This window comes from Streptomyces colonosanans (assembly GCF_001866645.1).
GTDB classification, from domain to species: domain Bacteria; phylum Actinomycetota; class Actinomycetes; order Streptomycetales; family Streptomycetaceae; genus Streptomyces; species Streptomyces colonosanans.
On record NZ_MLYP01000023.1, the window covers coordinates 22,568 to 48,693 of the forward strand.

Genomic DNA, 26,126 nt, shown 5'->3' on the forward strand with positions numbered 1-26,126 from the left:
GTCCCGCCACACGGGCAGCCGCCCCTGCGGCCGTCGACGGAGTCGTCAATGACCTCCGAGAGCCGGTACACGAGCGGGGCAGCCGACGCCGCGACCGGGCCCGACGAGCCCGCGCCGAAAGCGCTGCTCTTGTAGCTTCCTACCGGAAATCCAACTTCCGGTACGAACCACGCAAAGGCGGATGAGTCGTACGTCGATCCCGTCACATGGGAAGGCCGCCGGGCGTGAACCGGGGTGAAACGGACAGGGTCAAGCTGACAGGGGACACCACTCTCAGGCACTATGAGAAACGACCTGCTCTCCATATAGCTGGACCGACCAGAGCCCTCGGGCCCGGCCGACCAGATGTGCGGATGTGTCGGGTGCCGCCCCCTTCGTGAGAAGCGGGCGGACACCGATCGGGTGGGGGGAGATTTCTCCTCTCGTCTTGTTGGTGGTGAACCGCAGGGCCCCCGTCAAAGGGCCCCGCGGATCGGTAGGGCGTCGGTCGTTGTCAGCGGCCGGGTCTTGCTGGTGGCCCTTGTCAAAGGGGCCGACCCGCTTGTCAGGCGGGGTAGTGCTGGTAGTGCTGGTAAAAGAAAACGGCTCGATGAGCCGATCTCGGGCCCGGGTGTCAAAGCCGGGACCGAGCGAAGGGCCGCGCGAGGCCGGTGGATTGTCAGTCCGCCTTCTGGCGCGCGCGGCCGGTGGCGGCTACGTCATCCCGACCCCCTCGATTCCGAAGGCGGAGTCGGCGTGCCTGAAATCAGGTACGCGGTCAGTCCTCACTGGGCGCCTCCTGAGCAGCAGCCGGGTACTTCCCGGCCAGCCGACGGAGGAAGTGCGCGTACTTCAGGCGATTGCTGCGGTGGGGCTTGGCGACCCCTGCCTCCCACCGTGCGACGGCGACGCGCTTGACGCCGATGGCGTGGGCGACTTCCGCCTGGGTGAGCCCGGCGGCGACTCGCAGCTGCTGCCGAACGTGAGGCGAAGGGAGGGTATCGGCATCCACCAGGGCATCGATGCGACGCAGCGGATCCGACATCGCGGCCTCCATCCTAAGAAACAGTTCCTGAAAAGATACACGAAGTGATCTCCAGAACTGCGCCCCGTTCGATGCCCGGTAGTGTCCGTGCCCGTGTCCCGCATCGTGTTCTTCGATCTGGACGGCACGCTGGCCCACCGTCAGGCGGAGTTCGGCGACGCCGTGACCGGTCTGTGCCGCGCCCGTGCTCTCCCGCCAGATCCCGACGCGCACCACGCCGTCGACGACGTCACCGACGCCACCACCATCCTGTTCACCGAGACGGAGTAGCACCGTGGACCAGCCGACCGTCGGCATCCTCCACCCCGGCAGCATGGGCGCCGCCGTCGCCGCCTGCGCCGCGACCAACGCCGCCGCGGTCCTGTGGTGCGCGACCGGGCGCAGCGCCGCGTCCGCAGAGCGCGCCGCCCAGTTCGGCCTGACGCCCGTGGGCGCGCTGTCCGACCTGCTGGACCGAAGCGACATCGTCATCAGCCTTTGCCCGCCAGCCGCAGCTGAGGACTTGGCGCGCGAAGTCGCCGAGCACGGCTTCAGCGGGCTGTATGTGGAGGCGAATGCCATCAACCCTGAGCGGACGAAACGGATCGCTGGGCTGGTGGACGCGACAGTCGTAGATGGCGGCGTCGTCGGCTCCCCGCCCGTCCGAGGCAAGACGCCGACGTTGTACCTGTCCGGCGCGGCCGCCGCGACTGCGCAGATCGAGGCGCTCTTCGCAGGAACTGCCGTGCGGACGACGACGCTGGGCACGGGGGTTGGGAAGGCATCCGCGCTGAAGTTGTCGTACGCCAGTTTCCAGAAGACCTCGCGCGTGCTGGTCGCGCTCGCGATCGGCATGGCACGTGAGCACGGTGTCGACCAGGAGCTCATCGAGGTTGCATCCCGGCGCACCGACTCGTATCTCTCGGAGCCGGAGTACGTCGCCAAGACTGCGGCGCGGGCCTGGCGCTGGGGCCCGGAGCTGGAGGAAGCTGCCGACACGCTCGCGGCCGCCGGCCTTCCGCCGGAGATGCTGCGCGCAGCCGCGGCAACGCTGGCACGGTGGAACGCTGTCAAGGACGACAGCGAGCTCACGCTCACCGGCGCCCTGGATCGACTCGCCCAGCCGTAGCCCGCGCTCATGCCGTCGCTGCTCCCGCCCGCTGCGCCAGCAGCTGGTCGATGAGCCGCGCCGCCTCCTGCGGCGATGCCGTCGCGGTGTCCACCGTCAGGTCCCAGACCGTCTCCGGGTGCGCGTCCAGGTCCTCACGGGTTGCGTCCCACGCCGCCAGCCGCGCCGTGGTGTCGCTGTCACCCCGGCCCGCGGACCGCTCCGCGGTCGCCTCGCGCGGGCACCACAACAGCACCACGGCCCAGTCCGCTGGGTAGCCGTCGACCAGGGCCCGGATGCCGTCGACCTGCCCGAGGTGCACCACCGGCACCCCGGCCGCAAACGCGGCGTCCAGGCCGGGCACGTCGATCACGTAGGTGTTGCCGTACCGCCGGTTCGCGTAGACGACGCCGCCCGAGGTCTCCAGCTCGCGCAGCTGCTCCGTTGTGCCCATCCGGTAGCCGGCTGACTTGCCTGTCCCGACCTTGAGTCGTGCGAACTGTGCGTACTGCAGACTCAGTTCGGCGAGCGCCGCAGTGATGGTGTCCTTGCCCGCCGCTGGTGGCCCGTAGAGGATCACGCCCCCCGTCATGCTGGCACCGCCCCGACCGCCTGCCGCGCCTGATCTGCCAAGGAGATCGCGGCACCCATGCGGTTGTCCACGACTAGGTGCGGGACCGCAGGACGCAGGTCCAGATCCACGGTCTCCAGGTACTCGTCCCACCGCTCGAGCTTCCACGCATCCCGGGCCGCGCCGCGGTGCGAGATGTATTCGTGCATCGACTCCACATCGCACTGCACCCAGATCGGCGCAACGTCGACGCCATGCGAGGCGCAGCGGTTGATCAGCCGCTGCATCCACTGCGTGTCCGTCAGCTCAGCAATGAACGGAGCAGTGACCACCGTGCTGATTCCGCAGGTCACGTGCGAGTACACGGCCTGCATCAGCGCGGCGTACTCAGCCGGTCGGACCTTCGTGCGATACAACTCGGTGTGCCGGTCGTGCGGTTGCGACCCCAGCGCGGTCAGCAGCGGTTCCACCAGGGGCCGGGTCAACGGGTCCTTGTCGACCAGCGGCCAGCCCGTCAGCTGCGTCAGAAAGCGGGCGAACTCGGTCTTGCCCGAACCTGCGTAGCCCCCCACCAGTACGACACAGGGCCTATGCGGGTCTCCACCTGTACGGCGCCGCTTCCAGGCCTCCATCACCCGTTGTTGCCAGCTGTAGCTGTCGAACCCCTGCCCGTCCGAGATCCGCATCAACGCCCGCTCAACGGCGATTACGTGCGAGCCGTTGCGTTGCTCAGGAAGAGGGGTGACCTCGAAATTCGTCTCTTCACCGGGCAACGCGGGCCGGAAACCCAGCGACGGCTCTGTTGCCCGGTACAGCAGACAGTAGGCCCGGCGATACGCCGGCCCCGGGTAACTCTCACCCGTCTCATGCTGGCTCAGCGTCTGCGGGTTCGCCGCTGGCACGCCCTTCAGCCCAGCCTGCTCTGCCACAAGCCGCAGCTGCTCACCCGACTCCTCCAGCGTCAGCCCGTGAGCCTCCCGGTGCTCCCGGAGCTTGTCCGGACGCCACCCAGCGCGCTTACCCACCCCGTGATCCTCCGTCTGCACCATGATCCGGAGCCTAAGGGCGAGCCCCGAAATCCCGTGTGTAGCTAGTCGTTGAAAACGTGTTGAGGAACTCGTTCACCGAAGTGACGAGAGGTTCGTGATGTTCTTCCAAGCCCCCGCCGAGTGTGATGGCCCCCACAAACAGCGGAACGCTTGGAGGGCATCACAGTGGCTGTTCGCCTTGGGCTAGACGCATGTGCGTCACGCGTCGAATTCGTAGTCCAATACGTACGCTGCCGAGTCCAGGGTCATCTCGTTGATCTCCACTGCGCGCCCATCTGCGTCGAAGGCTGTGCGAGCCAGCTTGATTACGGATCTGTCAGTTGGGATGGACAACCGGGCTGCCTCGTCAGCAGTGGGCAGGCGGACTCGGATCTCCTCACGGAACCGCGTCGGAGCGTGCCCGAGGTCGGCCAACCGAGCGTAAATGCCCCCGGGCCCAGTGTCCGCTTGAGTGATGGGCGAGCCCGCGACCAGCGCCTGAGGAAGATAGGACGCCGCGAGCATGACGGGGCGTCCTTCCAGGACGTACCGCCGACTGCGCACGCAGGCCGTCTCGTCAGGCCCCAGTTCGAGCACGTCCCTGACGTGCTCGGGCGGGGCCGCGTCTTCGTCCACCGTGATCTGGTCGACGTCCGGGGCGCGGTGGTCGTCCGCCGACCAGATCGATCTACCGCTTCCCCACTGCCCACTAGCCACTCGGGGAATGCCTCGACGCCTGATGGGTCGGAACGACAAGACACGGGCGCCGGCTCCCTTCTTGCTCTCGACGAGCCCTTCGGTACTCAAGACCTTGAGGGCCCTACGGGCGGTAAGACTGGCGACGCCATATTGGGCGGCCAGCGCGTTCTCCCCTGGCAACCGGTCACCAGGTCCGTAATCCCCGCGCTCGATCGCCGCCTTCAGGTCGTCAGCAATCTGCTGGACCTTCGTGCGCTGCGCACCTACCTCATCCGTCATCTGTCTCCCTACCTCGGTAGCGATCCTAGGGCGGCTTGCTACCGAGGCACCTCGAGGGGCGCGTTGATCGTGTCGGCTGCTCCACAGGATACAACATCGGTAACGTACTGCTTGACATCGGTACCGATGATGGCTCTACTAGAAGCAACCTCGGTAACGAGGTTCGCGCCGAGGCATCGCCTCGGGACTGCTTCGCCTTGCCTGGCCGTTCTCGGGGCTTCTCCCGGGACATCCACCTTCGGAGAGGAGCACCACAGCATGTACGTCTCCCCGATCTCCCCCGCCGCGGTCGGCTCGCTGACCCCGGCAGGCCGCTTCGAGCGGCCGCTGCTCGCCTTCGTCAACAGCCTGCTGTCCCCCGTCGACTACCGGCGCGGTGCTGAGCTGGCCCGCATGGCGTGGTCGAAGGCGCTCGGCTCGCTGCGCCTCACCACCGAGGCCGGGATGGAAGGGGACATCCCCACCTGGCTCGCCGACGCCGCCCGTCGCGTGGTCCGCGAGCAGACCTCCCCGGCCGCCTGCGCCAGCCGCGTCGTGACCGTCGCCCCGAATGGCGAGCCTCACGACCTGGTCCCCGCGGGCACCGAGGTGTCCGCTTCCTGCGACACCGTGCCCCCCGTCCCGATGGCCGCCTGACCACCACCGTCTCACCGAACACACCAAGAGAGGACCCGATTGAGATGCAGACCCCTGACGCCTTCCGCGCCGCGCACGGCGACGCCACCACCTGGTCCCCCGCCGACTTCGACGGCTACGAGCACACGCTGGAGGCCACGAACCCGGCCTACACCGAGGCCATCGCCACCGGTCGGTTCGTCTTCGGCTGTCACGCCGAGGGCGACCAGGTCGTCGTCGACCTCGCCACCGCAGAGGACCTCGCCCAGCACCACCAGACGGCCGACACCCTGCAGCTCCTCTTCGGCGGTACCACGGGCAGCGGCAAGACCAGCCAGGCCGCGGTCCTCGCCGCTATGCAGCGCCTGGCCGGCTGACGTTCGACGCCTTCTATCGGGACCGCGCCGCGGCTCGGTTCCGGTGGTGGGCGCCGGACCTCACGGTCCAGCCCCTCAACTTCATACGTCTGGCTGACCGCCGCTTCCACGCGCGGCCGGGGTGACAAGTACGACGCGGTCCCTCGGAGCACAGCCAGTTGCGCCACCCGCAGCCGTTGCGCTGCCCGTCGACCAGGAGCAGGTCGTTCGTCCAGCTCCTGACCGGCGGAGAACGCAACAGCAAGGGAGACACCTGATGCGTCACAACGGACGTGCCCCCATCAAGGCCAGCACGATGCGGCCCGAGCACCTCAGCCTCCGCGACAACGAGCCTCGCCTGGCGGTCTGCCCGGACTGCCACACCTGGCACCGACTCACCCGGTCGATGATCACGCCGCACCGCGACGGCGGCCCCGACCAGAAGACCGAGCGCCGCTACTACGGCGACAAGCCCTCCGGCGGCCGCCGCTGCCCCGGCAGCGCGCAGCGCGTCGACATCGACATCACCCCCGAGGCATGGGGCGAGAAGCTGCTCGCAGCCGAAACCACCGCTGCCAGCCGCCGCACCACCCGCCCGATCCGCAAGCCTCGCCCGCAGGCGGCCCCCGCGACCTCCCAAATGTCCTCCGCCACCCGGTCGGCGCGCGAACAGCTCGCCGAGCACCTGCAGGACGACTGCGCCCGCTGCCGCCGGTTCGGATCCGCCCGCTGCACGATCGTCATCCAGCTGAGGCAGCGGATGCACCGTGCCACCCACCTCGCCGCGACTGCTTCGGCCACCCCGCTCTACGGGCAGCTGCGCACCGCTCTGCACCAGCACCGCGCCACCTGCACCCCGTGCAAGAACGAAGCGCCCTGCGACACGGGCCGCAAGCTCGCCGCCCGCATGACCGGCATCGCCCACGACCACCTCACCCGCAGCGCCTGAAACACACCCCGACGAGCCACGGAGGCACCCATGCCTGTCCCGACAGACCCCCGCACCCCGCAGCAGCGACTCGCGGACCAACTGACCGCGGTCCGCAAGAAGTTGACTGGTCCTTCTCTGTCCCGGCAGGAGCGGGCGGAGATTGCCGATCGCATCTACCGCCTCGAGCAGGAGGCCGCGCGGATCGACGCCTGACCACTCTCCGGACGATCGACCACGGCCGCCCCCACCTTGTCTCCCTGGTGGGGGCGGCCGTGGCTGCTCGTACGACAGCCAACCAGACAGACGACAGCCCCCGGTGGCACCCGGGGGCTGATCGAACGGACCTACCTGGAGGCCCTGTTGAACACCTTCAGCATTGCACAGAACAACGGCGACTCCGACCCGGACATGGACGAGGCCCTGCGCCGCGTCCGGCAGGGACGGTGAGCGGCATGGACTGGCGCTACGACGCGGCCTGCCGCGAAGAGGACCCCGAACTGTTCTTCCCGATCGGCAACACCGGCCCGGCCCTCCTCCAGATCGAGGAGGCCAAATCGGCCTGCCGCCGCTGCCCCGTCATCGAGCGCTGCCTCCAGTGGGCGCTGGAGTCCGGCCAGGAGCACGGCGTGTGGGGCGGGCTCTCCGAGGACGAACGCCGCTCCATGAAGCGTCGCGCCGCCCGTAACCGCGCCCGACAGGCCAAGAAGGAGGCGACGTCATGAGCGACGCCGACCGCCAGCGCCTGGAGGACGCACTCCGACGCACCAACGACAACCACGACTTCGGCCGCCGCGCGCATGGCTGACGACCTGCACCAGCGGTACATGGCCGCCGCCCGGGCGCATCGCGATCACGAGCGGCAGTGCACGAGCTGCTCGCCGGACGCGCGGTGCGAGATCGGGCGGCGCTTGTACGAGGTGCTCGCCCGGCTCCAAGACGCGCACCTGAACCGGCTCCGGAAACGGAGCTGACCGCAGCGCGGGACGGGATGCCTAACTCGCCGCCCGCCCCGCGCTCTTCTCCGGGCCGACTGCCCGCCACACGGGCAGCCCGGACCTACGAATCTGAGACAGGAGGGCACGATGCCCTACGACATGAGCCAGTTTGGCAAGAGCCGGTGGGTCAAGACTCATCCGAACGGCGTCTACACCCACGGCTCGACCGAGCCGGTCCTGAGTGTGCTGGACGTGCGTGGCTTCGAGTTGCGCGACCTGTTCCTGATCGGCCTCAACGACTCCTGCGGCACGATCGTGCTGCCGACCGAGTCTCGGGCCGAGAACGCAGCGGCCGCGCTGGAGCCCGCATTTGCCACCCGCGTCTACCTGTTCGGCAGCCGGGACGGACAGGACGTGTGGGCCACGGACTACACGCGGCGCGCGCTGGACGGCACCACGCTGTCCGCGTTCATCACCGACCTGACCCTCAAGGACGGCAGGAAGGTCATCAAGGACGGCCGCTGGGTTCGCTGATGCTCCAGCCTGCCGACTGCCTCCCCCTGCTCGCGCCAGCGAACGGACGGCGCGAGCAGGGCGGCGGGGAGCCGGACAGTCCGGACCACTGAGGGAGAGGAATCCCCATGACCCCGTCGATCGCTACCTCCGCCGCGCTGGACTCACAGAACGAGGCCCTGCTGACCCGAGCCGCGGAGCTGGAAGCCCTCTGGTACACGGGCCCGCGGATGTGGCACGGCTCCAGCGGCGAGCCCGTCACCGGCCTTCAGGCCGCCACGCATCTGGAAACCGCCCTGGGTGTGCTGGACCGGGAGGGCTGGGAGCCGGGCGCGTTCGGTCTGTGGGAGGTGCTGGCCGGCCCCGTGGACCTGACCGGCGTGTCCGTCAGCGTGCTGGAGCTGGTCATCTGCGCCCACACCGGTGCCAGCGCGGCTGAACCGCGGCTGTGGGACAAGGTGCCGGGCCGCACGGTCGACCAGGTCCGCGCCCTGCTGCTGGCCGGCGCCGCCTACGCCCGCCGCTACGGCCCCACAGACGCCGCACGTCACTGACATCGACACGCCCGACCGCTGCCCTGCGGGGCGGCAGGCGTACAGCAGGAAAGGACCTCTGTTGTGACCACCCGACGCCAGCCCCGCAAGGCTGCCGCCAAGAAGACGACGACCAAGGCCGCGGCCACCACGACAGCCAAAGCGGCCACGACGGCCGCGACGGCCGGCCCGAGCGAGGCCGCCGACACGACGGTGGCCATCAAGCCCGCCCCCGCGCCCGCGCCGGAGGTTGACACCGAGACGATCGTGACGGCCGCCCGCGCGGAGGCCGACCAGCTGCTCGCCGACGCGCGCACCGAGGCCGAGGCCATGCTCGCGCAGGCGCGTCAGCAGACCACCGACGCCGACAGCGCCGCGCGGAAGGCGCAGGCAGAGGCGGACAGCGTCCTCGCCGTCGCGAAGGACCAGGCCGAGCGGATGCGCAAGCTCACCGACGAGCAGATCGCGGCGGCCGAGGACGCCGTGCAGCGCGCCCGCACAATCGCCGACGGCGACCTGGCGGCCGCCGAGCAGACCCTCGCCCGCCGCCGCCAGGCCGCAGAGAAGCTCCAGGCCGAAGCAGAGGCCGAGGCCGCCCGGATCGTGGAAGCCGCCCGCGCCCGCGCGCAGCAGATCCGTATGGAGGCCGAGCAGGACAAGAACCGCGTCCAGGCCGAGGCCGAGGCCACCGCCGCGCACGCCGCTCACCTGGTGGACGAGGCCAAGCAGCGGGCCGCAGACCTGGTGGCCGCAGCCGAGGCCGACGCCCGCGCCCGCCGCGAGGCAGCGACCGAGATGCGCCAGCAGGCGGAGAAGGACTCCGAGCAGCTGCGCACCCAGGCCCGCGAGGAGGTCGCCACCGCCGAGGAGGACGCGGCCCGCATCCTGGACCACGCCCGCGGCCAGGCGGCCGAGGTGCTGCGTGAGGCCGAGCAGGACGCCGACGAGAGGCGCGGCGAGGCGCAGCAGGTCCTCGAAGCCGCGCAGGACCAGGCCGAGGAGGAAATCCTCAAGGTCCGCTCGATCGCGGAGGCCAAGGCGGCCGGCGCCATCTCCAGCGCGGAGACCGCCGCCGCACAGCGGATCGCGGAGGCCGAGAAGAAGGCGGCCCACCTGGTCGCCGACGCCGAGAAGGACGCCGAGTCGGTCCGCTCCCGCTCCCGTGCCGAGCAGCAGGCGGCGCGGCAGAAGCTGGAGGCCACCCGCGAGGAGGTCGCCAAGGCGCAGGCGCTCATCGCCCGTCAGGAGAAGACGAAGAACGTCGTCAACACCTGGGGGCCGCGGATCGCCCTCGGGGCGACGATCGTGTTGACCGCGTCCGGCGAGTTCGCCCTGGCCAAGCTGAGCGGCTGGCCGTGGCAGGTGGCCTGGGCGCTGCCGCTGGCCATCGACGTCTACGTCGTGCAGGCGTTCCGCCGCCACCGCGACGTCGCTGGCGCCCTGATCCTCATGGTCGCCGCGAACGCCATCTACCACCTCGCAGCAGCGGGCCTGGTCGGCGTCGACAAGACGGGCCACCCGCTGTGGTGGCTCATCGTCGGAGTCGCCGCCATCGCCCCGTGGGTGATGTGGCGCATCCACCAGATCACCAAGGAACGTGAGACGGACTCCGGTGAGACCGGCACCCAGAACGGGGCCGGAGCGGATGAGACACAACGCACCGCACCCGCCGATGAGACCGACCCGGCTTCCGGTGCCCGTCTCACCGGCTTCGGTGAGACGGTGCCCCACCCCCGCACCGCTCCGGAACTCGCGCCTGAGACGAGCGAGGGTGAGACACCCCGGGCTCTTGAGACGGCCCCCAGTGAGACAGGCGGGCCGGTGAGCACGACTGAGACGGCGTCTCACGCCGGTGAGACGCGCAGGTCAGACCGTGAGACGGCCTCTTCGGACACCAGCACTGCCCCGGTCCCGCTGCGCTCCGTTGAGACCGGCCGCCCTGCGCTTGCCCGGGACGCTGAGATCGAGGGGCAGATCACCTCGCTGCTCAGTCTCATGTACCGACGGCAGGGCGCGGACACCGTCTCAGTCGACGAAGCCAAGGACGTCCTCGGCGTCTCACGCGCCACCGCCGGCCGCCGACTTGAGATCGCACGGACCCGCTTCAAGAACGTCTCGTGAGACCACGCAACGCACACCGACCACCTGACCCACCTATTCGCCTGGATGAGAGGAGATCGCCATGAGCGCCCTGGAGTACGCGATCGGCTGGGTTCTGGTCGTGATCACCCTGGCCTTGATCGTGGCCACACCGTTCGCCCTGGTCCACGCGCGCACGACACACGACCACGGCCCCGACTGCTGGTGGTGCCACCCTCACCTGCTGCCGCGGAAGAAGCGCTGACCTGCACAAACGAGCTGTTTCGACGGTTCCACCGGCCCCCGAGATGCCGTCAACACCTCGGGGACGCGGTGAAGGCGCCGAAGCGCCGGCACCAACCCTGCCACGAAAACGCCCCGGAAGGAGGCAAAACCGCAGGTGAACGAGCCCACCGCAACCGCCCCGTGGAACAACCCGCCGGAGCGGACGAAGAAGCTGCGCCGCAAGCGCGCCGAGAAGCTCGCCCGGAAGGCCGAGCACTGGGGACGGCGCCTGGAGGAGGCCCGCCAGGAGGGACCCGACATGGTCGCCGCGGTCACCTTCGACCGCCTCCGCGGGGAGCTCGACAGGCTCCCCGCAGGCCCCCGAGACCGCGCCTACGAGGACGTCGTCCGAGCCCTCGAGCACGTCCGCGAGTCGCACGCACAGTAACCGGCCCGGCTGTGACAGCCGCTGTGACGAGGGCTGTGACAGCCGCTGTGACAGCCGAAACAGACCCGACCCGTACGGCCGCGCGCACCCACGCGCACAGGCGCGCGAGTGCGCGCGCGAGGTTACGACGCTCCGTGACGCCCTGTCAAACCGCCACCTGAGTCCCGGAAGGACGGAAAAACCATGATCGAAGCCGCTGTCAGCACCGCCGCCGGCGGGGCCTGCGCCGGGTCCGCCGCGCTCCTCTACTACGCGGAGAAGATGCCCGGACTGAGCAAGGTCACCAACAAGCTCCACACCGACCGCGCCCAGGCGATCCTGATCGCGACCGCCTCGGCCGCCATGGTCGCCACCCCGGCCGGCTCCTGGTGGAACTCGACGGTCAACTCCGTCAACGACTGGGCGGTCAGCTCGATCGGCGAGTGGACCGGCCTGATCGTCACCGGCATCCCCGCCCTGTTCGTGACCGCGATGTTCGTCAACGACCTGGTCACCCGGCGGGTGGAGATGCGTACCCGGCTCCTGGGCGCGGTCATGCCGGTGCTGGCCTCCACCATCCCCGGCCCGATCGGGCACGGCATCCAGTCCGTCCTGTCCTGGGTCGTCACCAAGGTCGGCACCCTGGTCGCCGGCGCCTTCGGCCTGGCCTGAACAGGGGAGCAGACGTGATTGAACTGCTCGTACTCGCCGCGATCGCCTACGCCGGAGCCCGCGGCGTGGAATCACTCGCGGGCACCAGCGACCGCCGCCACGACACCCGTGAGGTCCGCAAGACGGTAGAGAAGATCGCCGCCAGCGGGCCGAAGAGCGGCGGCGTGAAGAAGCCGCCCGGGCCGGCCGAGCCCGGCGGCACCTTCAGCGCCGCCGCACCCCGGTCCGCCGCCGTGGGTGGCAGGGCCGCGGTGCCGTTCGCCGTCATCACCGAGACCGGCTCCACCATGTGGAAGGCCACTGTGGAGGGCTACCGCGAGCGGTGGCCGGAGATCCGCGCCGAGCGCCGCAAGAAGATGGCCGAGAAGGCCGCGGCGAAGAAGACGGAACGCGAGGCGGCCGAGGCGAAGAGGAAGGCCGACGAGGCGCTCGCCAAGGCCGGCCCCGCACCCGCCCACCCGCCGATGCCGACCGAGCCGCCGAAGACGGACGACGCCCCTCGGACGGACACGCCGGACGAGGAGCCTGATCCGCTCGCGAAGGTCCCCGCGCCCCGCAGCCCCGACGCGGAACGCGCCGACGCCGCCGAGGAACGGGCCGCCGAAGCCGAGAAGAAAGCGGAGGAGGCCCGTAAGGAGGCGGAGGAGGCCAAGGAACGCGCGGCGCGGGACAAGGTCCTCGCCGCGCAGAAGGAAGCCCGCGAGGCCAAGGAGCGCGAGGCCGCCGCCGCAGAACGGGCCCGCGCGGCCGAGGAACGCGCCGCCGCAGATAAGACCACCACCCCCGAGCCCCCCGACGGACGCCGCCATCTCACGGTGGTGCCCGACCCCGAACAGAACGGAGACCTCATGTCCTCACCTTCCTCGGTGATCCCCGAGATCCGCACCCTCGACGGGCTGATGAACGCACTGACCCTGACGAAGGCGATGTGCGAGATGCGCGCCGAGGAAGCCGCGGCGATCGCCGCCGACGACGGGGCGCTGTCCAACCGGCTCGACCAACTCGAGGCCGAACTCGCCGAGATGGAGGTCGACGACGCCACCATCGGCGAGATCAACGCACTGCGCGAGTCCATCAAGACCCAGTCGCAGTCCGCCGCCCAGTACGGCAGCGCAGCCAAGGACGCCGGTGACTTCGCCACCGCGGCCGCGGCCGCCGCCTACAAGTCCCACGGCGGCATCGCCGAGGCCGTCCAGTCCTCCCCCGTAGAGAAGGCCGCCCAGGGCGGCTACTACGAGCGCTGACAAGGAGTTCCCTATGACGATCACGAAGATCGGCGACGTCACCAACCACCGGGCCCTGCTCCAGGCACTGAACACGATCCGCGCGGAAGTCGAAGCCCGCCAGGAAGACGTCGACAACCTCGCCGCCTGGTCCGGCGAGATGGCCGAGCGGATGCGCCGCATCGCGGAGGAGCTGAAGGCCCTCAACGTCGACAACTACACCGTCGGCAACATCACCATGCTCGGTGACCTGATCGACGGCCAGAAGACGGCCGCCGACGCGTACAAGAACGCCACCGACATCTCCGTCAACCAGGCCGAGTCCGCCGCCCGGACCGCACACCGCAACCACGGCCGCATCCAGGACGCCGTCGACGACGCCGACGTCCCGATGGCCACGAACACCTTCTACAGCGCCGAATAGGCGCCCACAGCACCGCACCAGGCCGCATACCGGGCCCCGCCGAGACGGCGGGGCCCGGCCCCGTTGTTGCCCAGACACCCCCGGCCCGCCCCCCGTACACGCGTACAGGGGCCGGGTCGGAGGTGGTGGGGAGCACCGGGCCCTCGACTCCGAACTCCCCGGCGCTCCGCCGCCCAAGCATGAAGGGACACACGCCGTGCGCGCCCCGAAGAACCCCACCCCCCAGTACACCGACTACGCGGCGTTCGTCGCCGCCCAGGCCAACCTCGCCACCGCGCAGGCCTCCACCGGCAAAAGCTCCCGCACCTTCCAGGAGTGGGCGCTTCACAACCGTGGCCGCCTGAGCATCGCGGCCTGCGCCGCGAGCATGGGCCCCGCGGGCGAGCTGCTGTCCGCCGCACCGGACGGCTGGAAGACCGCCCTGGCCCTCGGGGCGGCCGGGGCCGCGGCCGCCGGCGCCTGGGGCTGGCTGCCCGGCCTGATCAAGATCAAGGGCATCTGGCGCCCGGCCCGCACCCTGCCGAGCGACTTCGACCGGTACGTCGGCCTGTCCATGCCGGTCACCGGCTCCGGCCTGCTGACCACCATGGCCACGACCGGCGGCCCCGAGTGGGGCGACAACCCCTGGTGGGGCTTCTCCCTGGCTTGGTCGCTCGGTTACGGCGCCTGGGCCTGGCGCCGCTGGGGCCGCCGACCCACCACCAACGCACCCGAGCTGTCCCAGCAGATGCTCGACTGGATCGAATACGCCGCCGTCCCCGACGGCCCGTACCCGAAGAGCAAGCTCATCTCCCCCATCGCCAACCCCGACGGCGGCTGGAGCGCGGAAGTCCACGTGCCGCGCGGCAAATCCTTCAAGATCGTCGGCTTGGACGACGTGCTGTCCTCGCTCGGCATCGACGACCCCGACCTGGTCGCGCTGGAAAAACTCTCCCCGCGCAAGGGCCGGATCACCGTCTTCACCGAGAACCCGCTGAAGAAGGGCACACTGTTCGGCCCCCAGCACGTCCTGGACCTGGAGAGCGGGCTCGCCCCGTTCGGCGTCTACTACGACGGCGATGCGGCGAACTACCGCTTCTTCCTCCCCGGCTCCGGCGCCGTGCACGACTTCATCACCGGCACCTCAGGCTCCGGCAAGTCCAGGGCGCTGGACGGACTGCTGGCGATCGAACGGCGCAGCCCGGTCGTGTCCTCGATCGTCATCGATCCGCAGGCCGGCCTGTCCCTGCCGGACTGGCCCGACGGCGTCGCCGTGTTCGCCCCCGGCAACGCGTTCGGCATCGTCGTCCTGCGCGCCGTCCACGCCCTCATGAAGGAGCGCGGCAAGCGCTACAACCGGATGAAGTGGGTCGACGAAAAGGGCCGCACCCGCGTTGGCCGCGCCTTCTTCGTCCCCGGCGACCCGGACCCGCTGATCTGCGTCACCCTCGACGAGGCCCACGACCTCCTCAACGACCCCGAGCACGGCGAGGAAGCCGTAAAGATCATCGGCGACCTCGTGAAGGAAGCCCGGAAAGTCGGCATCAAGTTCCGCCTCGCCAACCAGAGCCCGAACGCCAGCGAACTGGGCGGCGAGACCCTGATCCGCGACATCCTCCAAGGCGGCAACAACCTCGTCCTGCGCTCCGGCTCCACCGCGACCGGCAAACGCGCCGCCGGCAACGCCCTCGGCGACATCGACCCCGGCGCGATCCCGAAGGAGTTCAACGACGGCACCACCACCGGCGGCATGGGCTACCTCGCCGGCCCCGACAACCGGGCCGCGCTCTGGCGCGCTCCGTACGTCGAGGACCCCTACGGCCTGGCCCACGAGGGCGAGACCACCGGCATCGAGCAGACCAGCATCGACGCCCTGCCGATCCTGCGCCACGTCCTCGAGGAGCACGAGCTGATGCTCAGGCTGCGCAACGCGGGCGAGGACTACACCTACGACCCCAACCGGTTCACCCAGTCCGCACCGAAGAAAGCCCGGAAGGAAACGACGGCGCCCACGGCCGCGCCCTCGCTGGAGAAGGTGCCAGAACCCGAGGTGCCGGACGCCGTGGAGCCAACCGGCCCCGGCCTGTCCGACACAGCCCGGCAGATCATCGCCTTCCTCCACAAGCACGGCAAGCCCGTCGCCCCCGCGATCATCTCCAAGTCGCTGGGCATCCCCAACCCCCGCGTGCGCACCGCCCTGGGACGCATGAAAGACGACCCGCACGTGCCCGTCATCAACCTCGGCCACGGCGCCTGGATCCACAAGGCCCACGCCGCCGAACACGAAACCGCCGCCTGACCCCCTGAAAAGGAGAACCCGCCATGTCCCACACCGAATCCGCCCCGGCCGACAGCCCGCTCGCGCCGCTGGCCGCAGCCGCCGACCTCATCAAGCAGCGCGCCGCACGCACCAGCACCAGCCCCGCCCCGCAGATCACCATCTGCCTGGACGAGGCCACCGCCGTGCTTGCCAACGCGACGCCCGAAACCCAGCAGACGATCCACGACATCCTGCTGCGCGGCCGCGCCAACGACGTCCGTCTGGTGACGCGTCGCCGCATTGTGAGCCGCCAGTTCGGCACCGCCGCCAAGCTCAACGCCGCCATGGAACGCGGCGAGGCGTAACCGCCAGCGCCCACGGCCCGGAGGCCGGTCCCACCCTGGGGCCGGCCTCCGCCCTTTCCCCGCAGCACCGACTTCTTGGAGCGCCCGATGAACACCGAGCAGCACACGGTCGGCCAGGACGTCGGCCCCCGCAACCCCGCCATGCCCATTGCTCTTTGGCAGCCCTCGCAGCCCCAACACCACACCCTGGAGCCAGTCACCGCCCCGGCGGTGACGCTCTACCAAGTACCCGTCCCCGGCGCCGTCCAGGTCCAGCTCCCCGACGGCCGCATCGCCTGGGGCCGCCCCGTCGAACACCGCCTGGACCCGCTCCCCGCAGGCCCGCAGCGCGAACCGATGCCCGCCTGGGCCAAGGCGATCGGCATGGTCGCCGGCAGCCTCACCGCTCTCGCCCTCGGAGGCGCGATCGCCCTCCGCATCGCCGAACCGGCCCTGGGAGGGCTCGTGGACCTGCTCGACACCCTCTGGAAGCTCGGCCTGACCCTCGTGGTCATCCTGTTCGGCGCCGCCATCGTCGCGCGCTCCCTGTTCGCCAAGGCCGCCAACCACACCAGTACCGGCGCCCGTTCCGGCACCGCCTCCCGTCCCGGCACCGGGCAGACGGTCGTCTTCGCCCCGCAGATCGACACCAGCGGTACCCGGCTCATCGGCCGCGGCGGCGACGTGAACATCCAGTGGGGCGACAGCAACCGCAACAAGCAGTAGCCCAACCCCACGCTTCCTCCTTGGTCGTCCTGCTGACCTGACTGGCCCCCGGCGCACCGCCCGTGCGGCCGCTCCGGGGACCGGCCAGGCCGTCCGGCCCACCCCTGTACCGCCCCGATCCCCTTGCCTCGAGGAGCGACTCCGCCATGGCCAAACAGCCCGCCGCACCCGCCTTCACTCTCCAGCCGCTCACCGCCCCCAAGCCCACCTGGTGGCAGACCCACCGCCACCAGGTCCTGTCCGTCACCGCGCTCATCGGCGGTTTCGTCCTCGGGCAGCACAGCACCAACGCCCCGGCCACCCCGGCTGCCGACAACCCGCCCGCGCACACCGCACCCGCCAACACCACGGCGACCACAACCCCGTGACCCGGACCGCCCGTCTGGCCCTCGCCCTGTCGCCCCGCGCGGCCCGGGCGAGGACCGGACAGGCCGTCTGGCCCACCCCGCCCCGCCCCGCAAGGAGGAGAGGTTCCTTGACCACCGCCCCCGCCGAGATCCGGTACTGCGAACACGCCGCCAGGGTCATCCGCATCGAAGCCCCAGCCGTCACCGAACTGGTCGCGGCTGCGGCCCACCTGGAGAAGGCACTCGCCGCCGACCCCCACGACAGCGCCGCCTACTACGCCCCCCAGGGCATGCAGCACCTGGTCCCCGCCTGGATTCGCGACAACGCCGACCGGCTCCGCCAGCAACTCGACGCCCTCGTCACCCGCTACACCGACCCCGGCACCGGCCTGATCAGCCAGGCGCCGGCTGCCCTCGACAACTGGACCGACCCGGCGACCGGCCGCACCTGGGACCTGACCGCCGACTACTTCCCCACCGACGACGCCCTGCGCCGCCCCGGCGTCGTATGGCGCTACCGCGGCATGCACGCCGCCGGAGGCGCCCCGATCCTCCACCCCCACCACCTGCCCGAGCGCACCCCCTGCCCGGGATCGTGCTGGCCTATCAACACGGTGCCGACCATCCCCGTACGGCAGGCCTGAACAGCTGCCCCCATCAACACAGCCGGCCACCCCACCCGCTCCGCCCCGGCACCGCCGCCTCACGTGGCGGCCCGGGGCACCGAGCAGACCGACCCGGGCTCACCAACCACCCACCCCCTCCGCAGTCACCCCCTGCGTACAAACCCCAAGGAGCAGCCGCAATTGGCGAAAGGGCCCGCCGTCATAGGTGTCCTCACCCAACCCGCCCCGCCCACCTGGTGGCAGGCCCACCGGCACCAGGTCTTCGCAGTCCTCGGACTGATCGGCGGCTTCTACATCGGCACCCATAGCAGCGACAGCAACGCCGTACCCAAGACCGACCCGCCCCGCCCCGCACACACCGCACCCGCGCATCCCAGCCCGTCCCGCTGACCGAAGGAAGGCGACACCACATGAGCAGCACCCCGTTCCCTCACCAGCGCTCCGGCCAGCACCCCCAGCAGTCCGCCGAAGTACCGCCCCCGACTGCCCCGGGCTGGTGGAAACAGTTCAGCGGCGAACACGGCTGGCTCGGCCGCCGCCTCCACGACATCAAGATGGCCCCCACCTACGGCTGGCGGCTCACCGCCGGATGGATCAAAGCCGCCACCGTCCTCATCGGCGGGCTCATCGCCTTCTTTGCTCTGCGCTGGATCGGCACCACCCTGATCGGCCTCGCGCACGCCCTGCCCTGGCCGACACCCACCGAACGCGACCACACCGGCCTCCTCGCCACCATTGACCAGCCCGTACGGCACTACCTCGCCACCCACACGCAGACCCTCCCGGTCACCGCGGCCACCGCGTACAGCACCTGGCAGGCCGTCGGCGCCGTCTCCCTCGTCCTGGGCTTCCTCTACTCCAGCGGCGCCCGCCTGACCTGGGTAATCTGGGGCGCGGCCACCGTCGGCATGGTGTGGGCCAGCACCCCCGCCTCCGACCGCGAGGTCGCCGCCGGCATCGCGCTCCTCGCCTGGGCCGCCCTGAGCCTGCTCGCCCTGCGCGGCCTCTCCCTCTCCCCGACCGCGCTCGTCCACATCGACGTGCACAACGAGGCGCCGGCCCTGCCCGAGATCCGCGCCGAGATCCACCTGCCCAAGCCCGAGCCGACCACGTACGAGCCGTACAACCCGCACCAGCCGCCGTCACTGAACTGACCTGACCGCTGCCTGTCCGGCCCGCGCCCCGCGCGGACCGGGCGGAGAACGGCCAGACAGGAAGGGACCACATGGTGAGTACGACCGAGGCGACCAGGCCGCGACCACCACTGCACTGCCACTGGGTACAGGAGCCCGACGGCACACGATGGCTGGTGCCCGGCTGCATGTCCCGCCTGCACGACGCGGACGCCGACGCCTGCACCTGCCCCACCCTCGCCCAGCAACTCGAAGACGCCCAAGGCGAACGCGACCAGGCGCAGCGTGCCTACAGCGGGCTGCGGGCCTGGACGGACGCCATCATCGCGGCCGTAAACGACCACCCCGACGGCAAGAAGATCATGAAAGGCGCCGCGGACCGAGCCAGCTGCTGCTGACCCCGGCGGCGTATCCAGTGGAAACGACGGTGCGCTGCACGGAAACTCCGTGCAGCGCACTGAACTGGTGCGGGAGCGTCAGGCATCAGAGGATGCCGTACCGTCCCGCGCCTGGCTCATGAGGGTGATGTCGTGCGGGCCGAAGCGGCGGTAGATCTGCGCCCAGGTCAAGGTACTGCTGCCCCTGTACCGGTCCTGGGCGGACCAGCCGTCCGTCACACGGCGCCACATGCGGCGACCGACGCGCACCGTCGTGCCGAGCGGTGGCTCAGCAAGCTCCACGTCGAGGCCTCGCGTGGCGAACATCCTCCGGTACCAAGGATTGCCCAGGTACGCGGCACAAGCGGGATCACTGGGATCGGCGTACTCAATCTTCCCGTTGCAGGTTGAGCACAGGACTCCGCGCACCGCCCAGTCACCAACTCGGAAGTCGTGGTCGACGACCAGGTGACCGTGGCCCGTCTCCTCGCCAGTGCGGCCACAGAGCTGGCAGCGGCGTCCGGCCTGCCGCATCAGCTCATCGAAGTCGGCGCAGCTGAGCCGATAGCGCGCATGGCTGCACGGTCGGCCACCAGGGCGTTCGTGCTGGGGCATCAGGTCAGACCCCCTTGGGGCCCTGGCCATCACGGATCTTGGCGATGTACTCGCGGGTGAACTTGCTGCGGCGGGCGAGCTCGGACGGGCCGACACCTGCCGCCAGGGCCGACTTGATGGCTTCAAACAGCTCCGAGCGGGCTGTGTCGTAGGCCGCTCGTGCTCGTTCAACTGCCGCACCGAGGTCCTCGTTCGTCGTCATGCGACCAGCATCGCACAACAAAGTTGGCGAATAAGTATCGCGAACAAAGTTGACGCCACTCTACGTGAGCCCTAATGTGAAATTACTTCGCGAACAAAGTTCACATCGGAGGGGGTGGCCCGTGCGTACCGACGACACCAACCGGAACAGCGACGGCGATGACCTGGTCGACGTCGACCTGTACGACGACGGCACCTTCCCCGAGTACGGCTTCAAGCAGGCCCCCAAGGGGCTCGCGACCCGCCGCCAGCTCAGGGCCATGGGCCTGCGCCCCGGAGGCCACGAGCCCGTCGCCCAGCTCACCTGGCGAGGCGGCAAGCGCATGGCGTGGCTGTACCGGATCGACCTTGCGAAGCCGAAGCGCACCCCGACGCTTGCGCAGGAGCAAGCGCTGGACCGGGCGATGGCCGCCCGCCAGACCTGCCCCGAGTGCGGACGCCGCTACTTCCACTGCCTCCGTCTCAGGACGGTCGGCTGCTGCGAGGAGTGCTTCGACGGCACCCCCGCCCACCCCGGGTCCTACATCGCGGTAGCCGCCTGACCGCCGCTCCACTTTTCACCCTTCACCGCTCCACCCGACCAGCAGAGGAGATCTGCCGTGCCCACTCGCACCCTCACCGCCCAGCAGTCCGGTCCCGTTCGGATCGACGCCCAGCTCCTGGGCGCGGGCGGCGTCGTCACCGTCCGTACCGACCGCACCCGCAAGGAAGCTGAGATCACCATCCGCACCGCGGACGAGACCGGCGACTCCGCCGACGCGGTCCGCGACGCCGACCTTCGCTGGGACAGCCATGGTGTGCTGGTCGCCCACGTCCAGGGCAAGGGCGGCAGCGGCGGGGGCGGCACGTTCATCGCGGGGAACAACTACGGCGTTGTCCAGAACGTCCAGAACAACTACGGCTCGATGGTCATGGTCTCCGGCGGTGACCTGAACCTCGGCGGCGACGGGTTCACTTTCCAGGGCGCCGGCACCGCCAACGTGATCCAGGGCGCCGCCCCCATCGAGATCATCGCCGTGGTGCCCGAGGGAAGCTCGGTCACTGCCCGCACCCAGTCAGCCGACATCATCGCTGACGGCACCTTCACCGCAGTCTCCGCCTCCACACAATCCGGAGACGTCCGAGCACCGGGCCAGACCGAGCGGTTCGCCGCAGGCACGCAGTCCGGTGACATCGACGCGGAGAACTCCCCCAACATCAGCGTCAAGACCCAGTCTGGCGACGTCCGGCTCGGCCGCACCGACATCGTTGAGGCCAAGACCATGTCCGGCGACATCACCATCCGCGACTTCGGCGGCACCGCCCGGCTCAACACCATGTCCGGTGACGTCCGTGTCCACGCTACCGCCGGCGGCGACATCACCGCCAAGACCATGTCCGGCGACGTCACCGTCAGCGCCACCGAGCAGGCCATCAACGACGACCTGGACGTGCGCGCCAACAGCATGTCCGGCTCGGTGCGCCTCCCCCAGCGCCGCCAGCCCGGCACCGGCCCCCGCCGGCGTCGCGGCTGACCGACCGGCTTCTGTCGGTCCCGGCCTGCCCCACCGGGCGCGCCGGGACCGGCGGTGGCCGACCGGAACCACGGGCCATTGCTCTGACCGCCCCAACCTCGTGTGAGGAGACGCCGTGCACCTGCCCTGGATGAGCCGCTCGGAACGCAAGCGATGGAAGGCCGCCCGCACGCTGTCCGACCTCGGACAGCTGGCCGCCGACTGGTGGGAGGGCTCCGTGCGCCACCTGCCCGGCCACCGCGCCAGCCACCGCCCCCACCCCACGCTCGCCACGGTCCTCGCCGCCGCCAACCGTGCCGGGTTCCTCGCCGTGGCCGCACAGGTCGGTCTCACCGACGGTCCGCTGCAGCAGAAGGCGGCGGTGCAGGGCTTCGCCACCGACCCGGCCCTCATTCGCCGCCTGGTCGACGCCGCCGAAAACGCCGGACTCGCCATGGTCCTCAACGACTTTCTCGATGCGCAGAAGGGGCCGGGCGACGGCATCACGGTCACCACCTGCGACGCCCAGGACCCCAACGTCTTCGGCCAGGCCCTCGGCCCGGACGACATCAGGGCCATGTGGCCGGGCCTCCCCCACGCCGTGAACGCGGTCGTGCCCGCCCTGCAGATCACCCTCGCCGCCCCCGAGCCGGGGCCCGGCAGCCTGCTGTGGGACACGCTCGCCGCCGCAATCCTCCCGGCCCCGCCCGGCCAGACCCCGAAGTTCGTGTGCCGGGAGTGCGGCTGCACCTCCTCGTACCTCTGCGGCGACGGCTGCTACGGGGTGCAGGACCAGGACGACGGCCGCTGCCAGGCGTGCATCGACCCCAACGTGATCATCGACTGGTCCAAGGTCCGCGACGGTGAAGAGAACGAGTGCGCGCTGTGCGGCGCCCCCTTCTTCTCCGCCGGCAGGTACTGCACGAGGGAGTGCGAGGAAGCGGACGCGGACGGCTCGGACGAGGCCGACGACCACGGGGCGGCGCCCGCGGCGGCCGTCATCCCGGGCCAGGAGCCCGAAGACCCCTGGGCCACCAGCCCGTTCTGACCCAGGAAGGCCTACCCATGGACATCCGCATCACCTCGTTCGGGCACCTTCACGGTCCCCGCCCTGCCGACGCACACATCGTGCTCGACCTGCGCGCGCACTTCCGTGACCCACACTGGGACAGCAGCTTGCGCACCCTGAATGCCCGCGACCGCAAGGTCATTCGGGCCGTACGCCGCACGCCGGGCATCCGGCAGCTGCTCGCCGCCACCGTCGCCCAGGTGCAGGCGTACGCCAGTGGCCCCGGCGCCGCCGAGCACCCGCTGCACATCGCTGTCGGTTGCGCCGGCGGCAGGCACCGCGCCGGTGTCACGGCGTATCTGCTGGCCCGGCGTCTGCGCCGTCGCGGCCACCAGGTCGACCTCCACCACCGCGACCTGCACCGGCCCGTCGTCGACCGTGCCGCAGCCTGACGGCTCCCCGTGCCGCCTCAACCCGCCTGTCGGGCTGGGGCGGTGCGGAGGACCGGACAGTCCGGCCTTGCACCGCCGATCTCTCGGAGGACAGCCATGAGCAAGCCGTCGATCCACTACATGGTGACGATGCCCGACGGCACCGTCCCGCCCACCAGCGGCTCCACCGGCCCGTACACGACTGTCAATCTCACCGATCACGTCGGCCAGGTCGTCGACCACCCCACCCCCTGTAAGAACCTCTGGTTCGACGAGAGCGAGTTCTCCTACTTCCGCACCTACACCCGGCGCGGCGTCGGCGAGGTCCTGGAGCGCAGCAGCGAGTGGCCGGTCCAGTGGCCGGTGCGGCTGTTCGTCGTCGAGCCGCTCGGGGAGACGGGTAACTGGGGTGGGCGGTACTACCCGTACTGGGTGCTCGCGCACCGGCTGCGCATCGTGGAGGAGACCGACATCTCTCGCGCCTTCGGCCCGCGTGGCGAGAAGGTCCTCAACCTCATCCAGCAGCAGCTCCCCGAGCTGGCCGGGCAGTGGGCCAGTGAGTGGGCGGCCGACCCGGAGGGGACACGCGCCCGCTATGACGCGTGGATCACGAACCGTGTTGGCCGGAAGCACGCCCTGGGGTGGGTCGACGTGAAGGCGCGCTCCGCACGGCGGGAGGCTGCCGTACGCCAGGCCCGCGAGCTCGCGTCGACCACTGCCGAGAAGGCCGCGGCCGCCGTCATCGACGACCAGGACGCTGTTTCCTTCATCGGCCGCCGTGCCCGGTGCCTTGTAGCAGCTGAGATGTTCCACGACTTGCTGCGCCGCTACGACTTCCAGCGTGAAGTCCTGGCGATCTTGCGGGGCTCCGACCTGGACACGAACGCTCCCGCCCTTGCCCGGGCCTGACGGCCCCCTGTGCCGCCCTGGCCGCGATCACCGCGGTCAGGGTGGTGCGGAGGACCGGACAGTCCCCGGCCCGTACCCAGTTGAAGGAGAGTTCGTGACCGTCTCGACGTCCACCACCGCGCGCACCATCGGCGCGGACGTGCTCGACAACCTGAGCATCGTCGGCGGCGTGGTCGCCGGCACCGCCGTAGGCCGCTTCGCCCACGCCCGCACCACCGAGCGACACGGCCCCGTCAGCCGCCTCGCCGCCGGCGTGGCCGCCGGTCTGGCGGCCGCGACCATTACCGACAGCCTGCTGGCTGCCGCCACCGGGTCCTGGCGCCGCACCCTGCGCGGCACCGCGCCCGCCGCACCGGCCACCTCCCTGGACCAGGCCCGGCTCCGCGTCGCGGCGCAGGCCGCCGCCGACGCTGCGCACAAGGCCAAGTCCCGCTGGCACTGGAGGGACCTGCGCAACCCCACCCCCAGCGACGACCTGTGGCACGGCTACGAGGACGGCACCGCCCTCTACTACCTGTCCCCCGGCCTGTACCTGCGCTATCAGCCCGACCACCGCGACCTCGGCACCAAGTTCTCGGAGGGGTGGACGGAGCAGTACACGCTGGAGACAGGCCAGGGCACAACCGTCCTGACCGGACCGGCCCAACTCCTCGAGCTGCTCAACTCCCTCCAGGAGGAGGCGGCCGACAGCGCCGCTGACGTCCTGGCGGGCGAGCCCTCCGAGTCCCTCGCCGTCGTCGATGCCGCTCTCACCGAGCAGCCCGAGGACGACCAGGAGGCGAGCGCGGCTGCGCAGCCGGCGGAAGACGACCCGGGCACCGCAGCCGTCACCGTGCTGGCGGGCTGAGCCCGGCACGTCCTCGGGTGCCTACCGCTCTGACGGCTCCCCGTGCCGTCCCAACCCCGCCCAGGGGCTGGGGCGATGCGGAGGACCGGGCAGATGCCCGATCCCCGGCACACCAAGGAGAGGCTTGTGACCGACATCCTCGAACCCGCCGTCGTCCCTGTGCTGGACGACGCCTCCCCGCTGGCCCGCCTGTTCGCGATGGTCGGCGACGCCTACACCGAGGCCGAGCAGCGTGACGACGCCGAAGTCGCCGCGGCCCACCACGTCTACAACGCCTACGGCGCCACCCTCGGGCTGGTCCTGGGCGGCGAGGACTGGGCCGGCCAGATCTCGGTGAAGGACAACCGACTGGAGGCCAGCGCGGTCGCCTGGCTGGAGGGCGGCCTGTGGCTGCACCACGCCCTCGCTATCAGCGAGGACGACGGCGCCCGCGACGTCCTCACCCTGATCGCGCCCTGCGCCTGCGGCTCCGGCTACTTCGACATCCAACTGGAGAACGAGGAGGACCTGCTGGAGATCCTCACCGGCCTGCGCCGCACCGGCGGCCGCGTCCCGCACCCGTACGACGACGACTGCGGCAGCGTCCTCGACCCGCACGCCCCCACCCAGAAGTGACGCCCGGGGCGGCCGCCGCACCCGACCAAGAACGCCCGCGGCCGCCCCCGGCAGCTCCCGCACCCAATCAGAGATGAGGAGCCCCACCAGCATGACCGACAACAGCACCCGGGCCACCCGTTTCGCCGCCGCCTACGCCCTGATGCGCATGGCCGCGGACGTCGGTGACCACTGGATCCAGTCCGACCACCAGGCCGTCACCAAGGGCCAGCACGACGAAAACGAGGGCCAATCCAGCCGGGCCGGCCGCATCGCCTGCACCGCGCACGTCGCCACCTACACCGCCACCCAGGCGGCCGTCCTGTACGCCGGATCCCGCGTGCTCGGCCTGCGTCTGAAGCCTGCCCGGGTCGCCGCGGCACTCGCCCTGTCTGCCAGCACCCACTGGTGGGCCGACCGGCGCATCCATCTCAAGGCCGTTGCGGACGCCACCGGCAAGGGCAACTTCTACAACCTGGGCGGCCCGCTCGGCGGCGCCTACGCCCTGGACCAGGCCTTCCACCACGCCGTGGAAACCGTCGCCGCCGCCATCGCGGCCTCCAAGTGAGCCCCGCCGACCGTCCCGAGCCCACCCAGCGCCTCGCCCTTGCAGG

The 26,126-nt window shown here is 70.6% G+C and carries 38 protein-coding genes and 1 pseudogene; 32 read left to right on the forward strand and 7 right to left on the reverse strand.

What is annotated here, in order from left to right; translation table 11 throughout:
• Positions 1-757 precede the first annotated feature (757 nt).
• Positions 758-1,024: a helix-turn-helix transcriptional regulator gene (locus BIV24_RS08920; RefSeq protein ID WP_079168107.1), complete on the reverse strand. Its 267-nt coding sequence runs from the start codon at positions 1,022-1,024 to the stop codon at positions 758-760.
• A 93-nt stretch (positions 1,025-1,117) separates the two neighbouring features.
• Between BIV24_RS08920 and BIV24_RS34240 the strand changes: the two genes are divergently transcribed.
• Together BIV24_RS34240 and BIV24_RS08930 are read left to right on the forward strand one after the other, a co-directional pair.
• Complete coding sequence (locus tag BIV24_RS34240; protein ID WP_177198655.1) at positions 1,118-1,294, forward strand: hypothetical protein; 177 nt, start codon at positions 1,118-1,120, stop codon at positions 1,292-1,294.
• 4 nt (positions 1,295-1,298) lie between these two features.
• Positions 1,299-2,132 (forward strand): NAD(P)-dependent oxidoreductase, encoded by an 834-nt coding sequence (locus BIV24_RS08930; protein WP_071365663.1) that lies wholly within the window; start codon positions 1,299-1,301, stop codon positions 2,130-2,132.
• A 7-nt stretch (positions 2,133-2,139) separates the two neighbouring features.
• On the opposite strand, the gene BIV24_RS08935 is transcribed toward BIV24_RS08930, so the two are convergent.
• The 3 genes from BIV24_RS08935 to BIV24_RS08945 form a co-directional block, all read right to left on the reverse strand.
• The gene (locus BIV24_RS08935) at positions 2,140-2,703 is read right to left on the reverse strand and encodes a phosphotransferase-like protein (RefSeq protein WP_071365664.1); all 564 of its coding nucleotides are present in this window, start codon (positions 2,701-2,703) and stop codon (positions 2,140-2,142) included.
• The gene (locus BIV24_RS08940; protein WP_071365665.1) at positions 2,700-3,731 is read right to left on the reverse strand and encodes an AAA family ATPase; all 1,032 of its coding nucleotides are present in this window, start codon (positions 3,729-3,731) and stop codon (positions 2,700-2,702) included. Before BIV24_RS08940 ends, BIV24_RS08935 begins: the two co-directional genes overlap by 4 nt.
• A 198-nt stretch (positions 3,732-3,929) precedes the next feature.
• Positions 3,930-4,688, reverse strand: coding sequence for a GntR family transcriptional regulator (locus BIV24_RS08945; protein WP_071365666.1), 759 nt, complete (start codon positions 4,686-4,688; stop codon positions 3,930-3,932).
• Between the two features lie 258 nt (positions 4,689-4,946).
• Here BIV24_RS08945 and BIV24_RS08950 point away from each other — a divergent pair, with 258 nt between their 5' ends.
• The 22 genes from BIV24_RS08950 to BIV24_RS09040 all read left to right on the forward strand — a co-directional run bounded on the left by BIV24_RS08950 (position 4,947) and on the right by BIV24_RS09040 (position 19,434).
• Entirely contained in the window at positions 4,947-5,324 is a 378-nt protein-coding gene (locus BIV24_RS08950; RefSeq protein WP_071365667.1) for a hypothetical protein, read from the forward strand.
• Between the two features lie 44 nt (positions 5,325-5,368).
• Positions 5,369-5,680 (forward strand): hypothetical protein, encoded by a 312-nt coding sequence (locus BIV24_RS08955; protein WP_071365668.1) that lies wholly within the window; start codon positions 5,369-5,371, stop codon positions 5,678-5,680.
• Between the two features lie 256 nt (positions 5,681-5,936).
• Positions 5,937-6,608, forward strand: a complete 672-nt coding sequence (locus tag BIV24_RS08960; protein ID WP_071365669.1) for a hypothetical protein — start codon at positions 5,937-5,939, stop codon at positions 6,606-6,608.
• A gap of 30 nt (positions 6,609-6,638) precedes the next feature.
• Positions 6,639-6,803, forward strand: a complete 165-nt coding sequence (locus BIV24_RS34245) for a hypothetical protein (RefSeq protein WP_177198656.1) — start codon at positions 6,639-6,641, stop codon at positions 6,801-6,803.
• Positions 6,804-6,839: 36 nt separating this feature from the next.
• Positions 6,840-7,037: a hypothetical protein gene (locus BIV24_RS33830; protein ID WP_143064577.1), complete on the forward strand. Its 198-nt coding sequence runs from the start codon at positions 6,840-6,842 to the stop codon at positions 7,035-7,037.
• A gap of 5 nt (positions 7,038-7,042) precedes the next feature.
• A complete protein-coding gene (locus BIV24_RS08965; protein WP_071365670.1) occupies positions 7,043-7,312 on the forward strand; it encodes a WhiB family transcriptional regulator in 270 nt (89 codons plus the stop codon).
• 372 nt (positions 7,313-7,684) lie between these two features.
• Complete coding sequence (locus BIV24_RS08970) at positions 7,685-8,059, forward strand: hypothetical protein (RefSeq protein ID WP_177198657.1); 375 nt, start codon at positions 7,685-7,687, stop codon at positions 8,057-8,059.
• Between the two features lie 107 nt (positions 8,060-8,166).
• Complete coding sequence (locus tag BIV24_RS08975) at positions 8,167-8,592, forward strand: hypothetical protein (RefSeq protein ID WP_071365672.1); 426 nt, start codon at positions 8,167-8,169, stop codon at positions 8,590-8,592.
• A gap of 63 nt (positions 8,593-8,655) precedes the next feature.
• Positions 8,656-10,692 (forward strand): coiled-coil domain-containing protein, encoded by a 2,037-nt coding sequence (locus BIV24_RS08980; RefSeq protein ID WP_071365673.1) that lies wholly within the window; start codon positions 8,656-8,658, stop codon positions 10,690-10,692.
• Positions 10,693-10,753: 61 nt separating this feature from the next.
• On the forward strand, positions 10,754-10,915 hold the full coding sequence (locus BIV24_RS34250) for a hypothetical protein (protein WP_177198658.1): 162 nt from the start codon (positions 10,754-10,756) through the stop codon (positions 10,913-10,915).
• Between the two features lie 135 nt (positions 10,916-11,050).
• Positions 11,051-11,323, forward strand: a complete 273-nt coding sequence (locus tag BIV24_RS08985) for a hypothetical protein (protein WP_071365674.1) — start codon at positions 11,051-11,053, stop codon at positions 11,321-11,323.
• A 183-nt stretch (positions 11,324-11,506) separates the two neighbouring features.
• Positions 11,507-11,974, forward strand: coding sequence for a hypothetical protein (locus BIV24_RS08990; protein WP_071365675.1), 468 nt, complete (start codon positions 11,507-11,509; stop codon positions 11,972-11,974).
• A 14-nt stretch (positions 11,975-11,988) separates the two neighbouring features.
• Positions 11,989-13,218 (forward strand): hypothetical protein, encoded by a 1,230-nt coding sequence (locus BIV24_RS08995; RefSeq protein ID WP_071365676.1) that lies wholly within the window; start codon positions 11,989-11,991, stop codon positions 13,216-13,218.
• A 13-nt stretch (positions 13,219-13,231) separates the two neighbouring features.
• On the forward strand, positions 13,232-13,621 hold the full coding sequence (locus tag BIV24_RS09000) for a hypothetical protein (protein ID WP_071365677.1): 390 nt from the start codon (positions 13,232-13,234) through the stop codon (positions 13,619-13,621).
• A 196-nt stretch (positions 13,622-13,817) separates the two neighbouring features.
• Positions 13,818-15,899 (forward strand): FtsK/SpoIIIE domain-containing protein, encoded by a 2,082-nt coding sequence (locus BIV24_RS09005; RefSeq protein WP_071365678.1) that lies wholly within the window; start codon positions 13,818-13,820, stop codon positions 15,897-15,899.
• A 23-nt stretch (positions 15,900-15,922) separates the two neighbouring features.
• Positions 15,923-16,225 (forward strand): hypothetical protein, encoded by a 303-nt coding sequence (locus tag BIV24_RS09010; RefSeq protein WP_071365679.1) that lies wholly within the window; start codon positions 15,923-15,925, stop codon positions 16,223-16,225.
• 87 nt (positions 16,226-16,312) lie between these two features.
• Positions 16,313-16,930, forward strand: coding sequence for a hypothetical protein (locus BIV24_RS34255; protein ID WP_071365680.1), 618 nt, complete (start codon positions 16,313-16,315; stop codon positions 16,928-16,930).
• 146 nt (positions 16,931-17,076) lie between these two features.
• Positions 17,077-17,298, forward strand: a complete 222-nt coding sequence (locus tag BIV24_RS09020) for a hypothetical protein (protein ID WP_071365681.1) — start codon at positions 17,077-17,079, stop codon at positions 17,296-17,298.
• A gap of 107 nt (positions 17,299-17,405) precedes the next feature.
• A complete protein-coding gene (locus BIV24_RS09025; RefSeq protein ID WP_071365682.1) occupies positions 17,406-17,921 on the forward strand; it encodes a hypothetical protein in 516 nt (171 codons plus the stop codon).
• A 162-nt stretch (positions 17,922-18,083) separates the two neighbouring features.
• Positions 18,084-18,293 (forward strand): hypothetical protein, encoded by a 210-nt coding sequence (locus tag BIV24_RS09030; RefSeq protein WP_079168100.1) that lies wholly within the window; start codon positions 18,084-18,086, stop codon positions 18,291-18,293.
• Positions 18,294-18,313: 20 nt separating this feature from the next.
• Entirely contained in the window at positions 18,314-19,057 is a 744-nt protein-coding gene (locus BIV24_RS09035; protein WP_071365683.1) for a hypothetical protein, read from the forward strand.
• A gap of 71 nt (positions 19,058-19,128) precedes the next feature.
• Entirely contained in the window at positions 19,129-19,434 is a 306-nt protein-coding gene (locus BIV24_RS09040; RefSeq protein ID WP_071365684.1) for a hypothetical protein, read from the forward strand.
• A 78-nt stretch (positions 19,435-19,512) separates the two neighbouring features.
• On the opposite strand, the gene BIV24_RS35145 is transcribed toward BIV24_RS09040, so the two are convergent.
• The 3 genes and pseudogenes from BIV24_RS35145 to BIV24_RS09050 all read right to left on the reverse strand — a co-directional run bounded on the left by BIV24_RS35145 (position 19,513) and on the right by BIV24_RS09050 (position 20,230).
• Positions 19,513-19,740, reverse strand: a complete 228-nt coding sequence (locus BIV24_RS35145) for a hypothetical protein (RefSeq protein WP_245766713.1) — start codon at positions 19,738-19,740, stop codon at positions 19,513-19,515.
• A gap of 78 nt (positions 19,741-19,818) precedes the next feature.
• Positions 19,819-20,058, reverse strand: a pseudogene (locus tag BIV24_RS36370) (endonuclease domain-containing protein); the annotation flags it as partial.
• Positions 20,033-20,230, reverse strand: coding sequence for a hypothetical protein (locus BIV24_RS09050; protein WP_071365686.1), 198 nt, complete (start codon positions 20,228-20,230; stop codon positions 20,033-20,035). The pseudogene BIV24_RS36370 and the gene BIV24_RS09050, both read right to left, overlap by 26 nt.
• A 121-nt stretch (positions 20,231-20,351) precedes the next feature.
• Here BIV24_RS09050 and BIV24_RS09055 point away from each other — a divergent pair, with 121 nt between their 5' ends.
• The 8 genes from BIV24_RS09055 (at position 20,352) to BIV24_RS09090 (ending at position 26,080) form a co-directional block, all read left to right on the forward strand.
• Complete coding sequence (locus tag BIV24_RS09055; RefSeq protein WP_071365687.1) at positions 20,352-20,771, forward strand: RRQRL motif-containing zinc-binding protein; 420 nt, start codon at positions 20,352-20,354, stop codon at positions 20,769-20,771.
• Between the two features lie 57 nt (positions 20,772-20,828).
• Complete coding sequence (locus BIV24_RS09060; protein WP_071365688.1) at positions 20,829-21,743, forward strand: DUF4097 family beta strand repeat-containing protein; 915 nt, start codon at positions 20,829-20,831, stop codon at positions 21,741-21,743.
• Between the two features lie 115 nt (positions 21,744-21,858).
• Positions 21,859-22,770: a DUF6919 domain-containing protein gene (locus BIV24_RS09065; RefSeq protein ID WP_071365689.1), complete on the forward strand. Its 912-nt coding sequence runs from the start codon at positions 21,859-21,861 to the stop codon at positions 22,768-22,770.
• A 17-nt stretch (positions 22,771-22,787) separates the two neighbouring features.
• Positions 22,788-23,183, forward strand: coding sequence for a RapZ C-terminal domain-containing protein (locus tag BIV24_RS09070; protein WP_071365690.1), 396 nt, complete (start codon positions 22,788-22,790; stop codon positions 23,181-23,183).
• Positions 23,184-23,279: 96 nt separating this feature from the next.
• Positions 23,280-24,071 carry a hypothetical protein gene (locus BIV24_RS09075; protein ID WP_071365691.1) on the forward strand — a complete coding sequence of 264 codons (792 nt, stop codon included), beginning with the start codon at positions 23,280-23,282 and terminating at the stop codon, positions 24,069-24,071.
• A gap of 94 nt (positions 24,072-24,165) precedes the next feature.
• Positions 24,166-24,918, forward strand: a complete 753-nt coding sequence (locus BIV24_RS09080) for a hypothetical protein (protein WP_071365692.1) — start codon at positions 24,166-24,168, stop codon at positions 24,916-24,918.
• A 126-nt stretch (positions 24,919-25,044) separates the two neighbouring features.
• On the forward strand, positions 25,045-25,533 hold the full coding sequence (locus BIV24_RS09085; RefSeq protein WP_245766714.1) for a hypothetical protein: 489 nt from the start codon (positions 25,045-25,047) through the stop codon (positions 25,531-25,533).
• Positions 25,534-25,624: 91 nt separating this feature from the next.
• The gene (locus tag BIV24_RS09090) at positions 25,625-26,080 is read left to right on the forward strand and encodes a hypothetical protein (protein ID WP_071365694.1); all 456 of its coding nucleotides are present in this window, start codon (positions 25,625-25,627) and stop codon (positions 26,078-26,080) included.
• Positions 26,081-26,126: the final 46 nt, after the last annotated feature.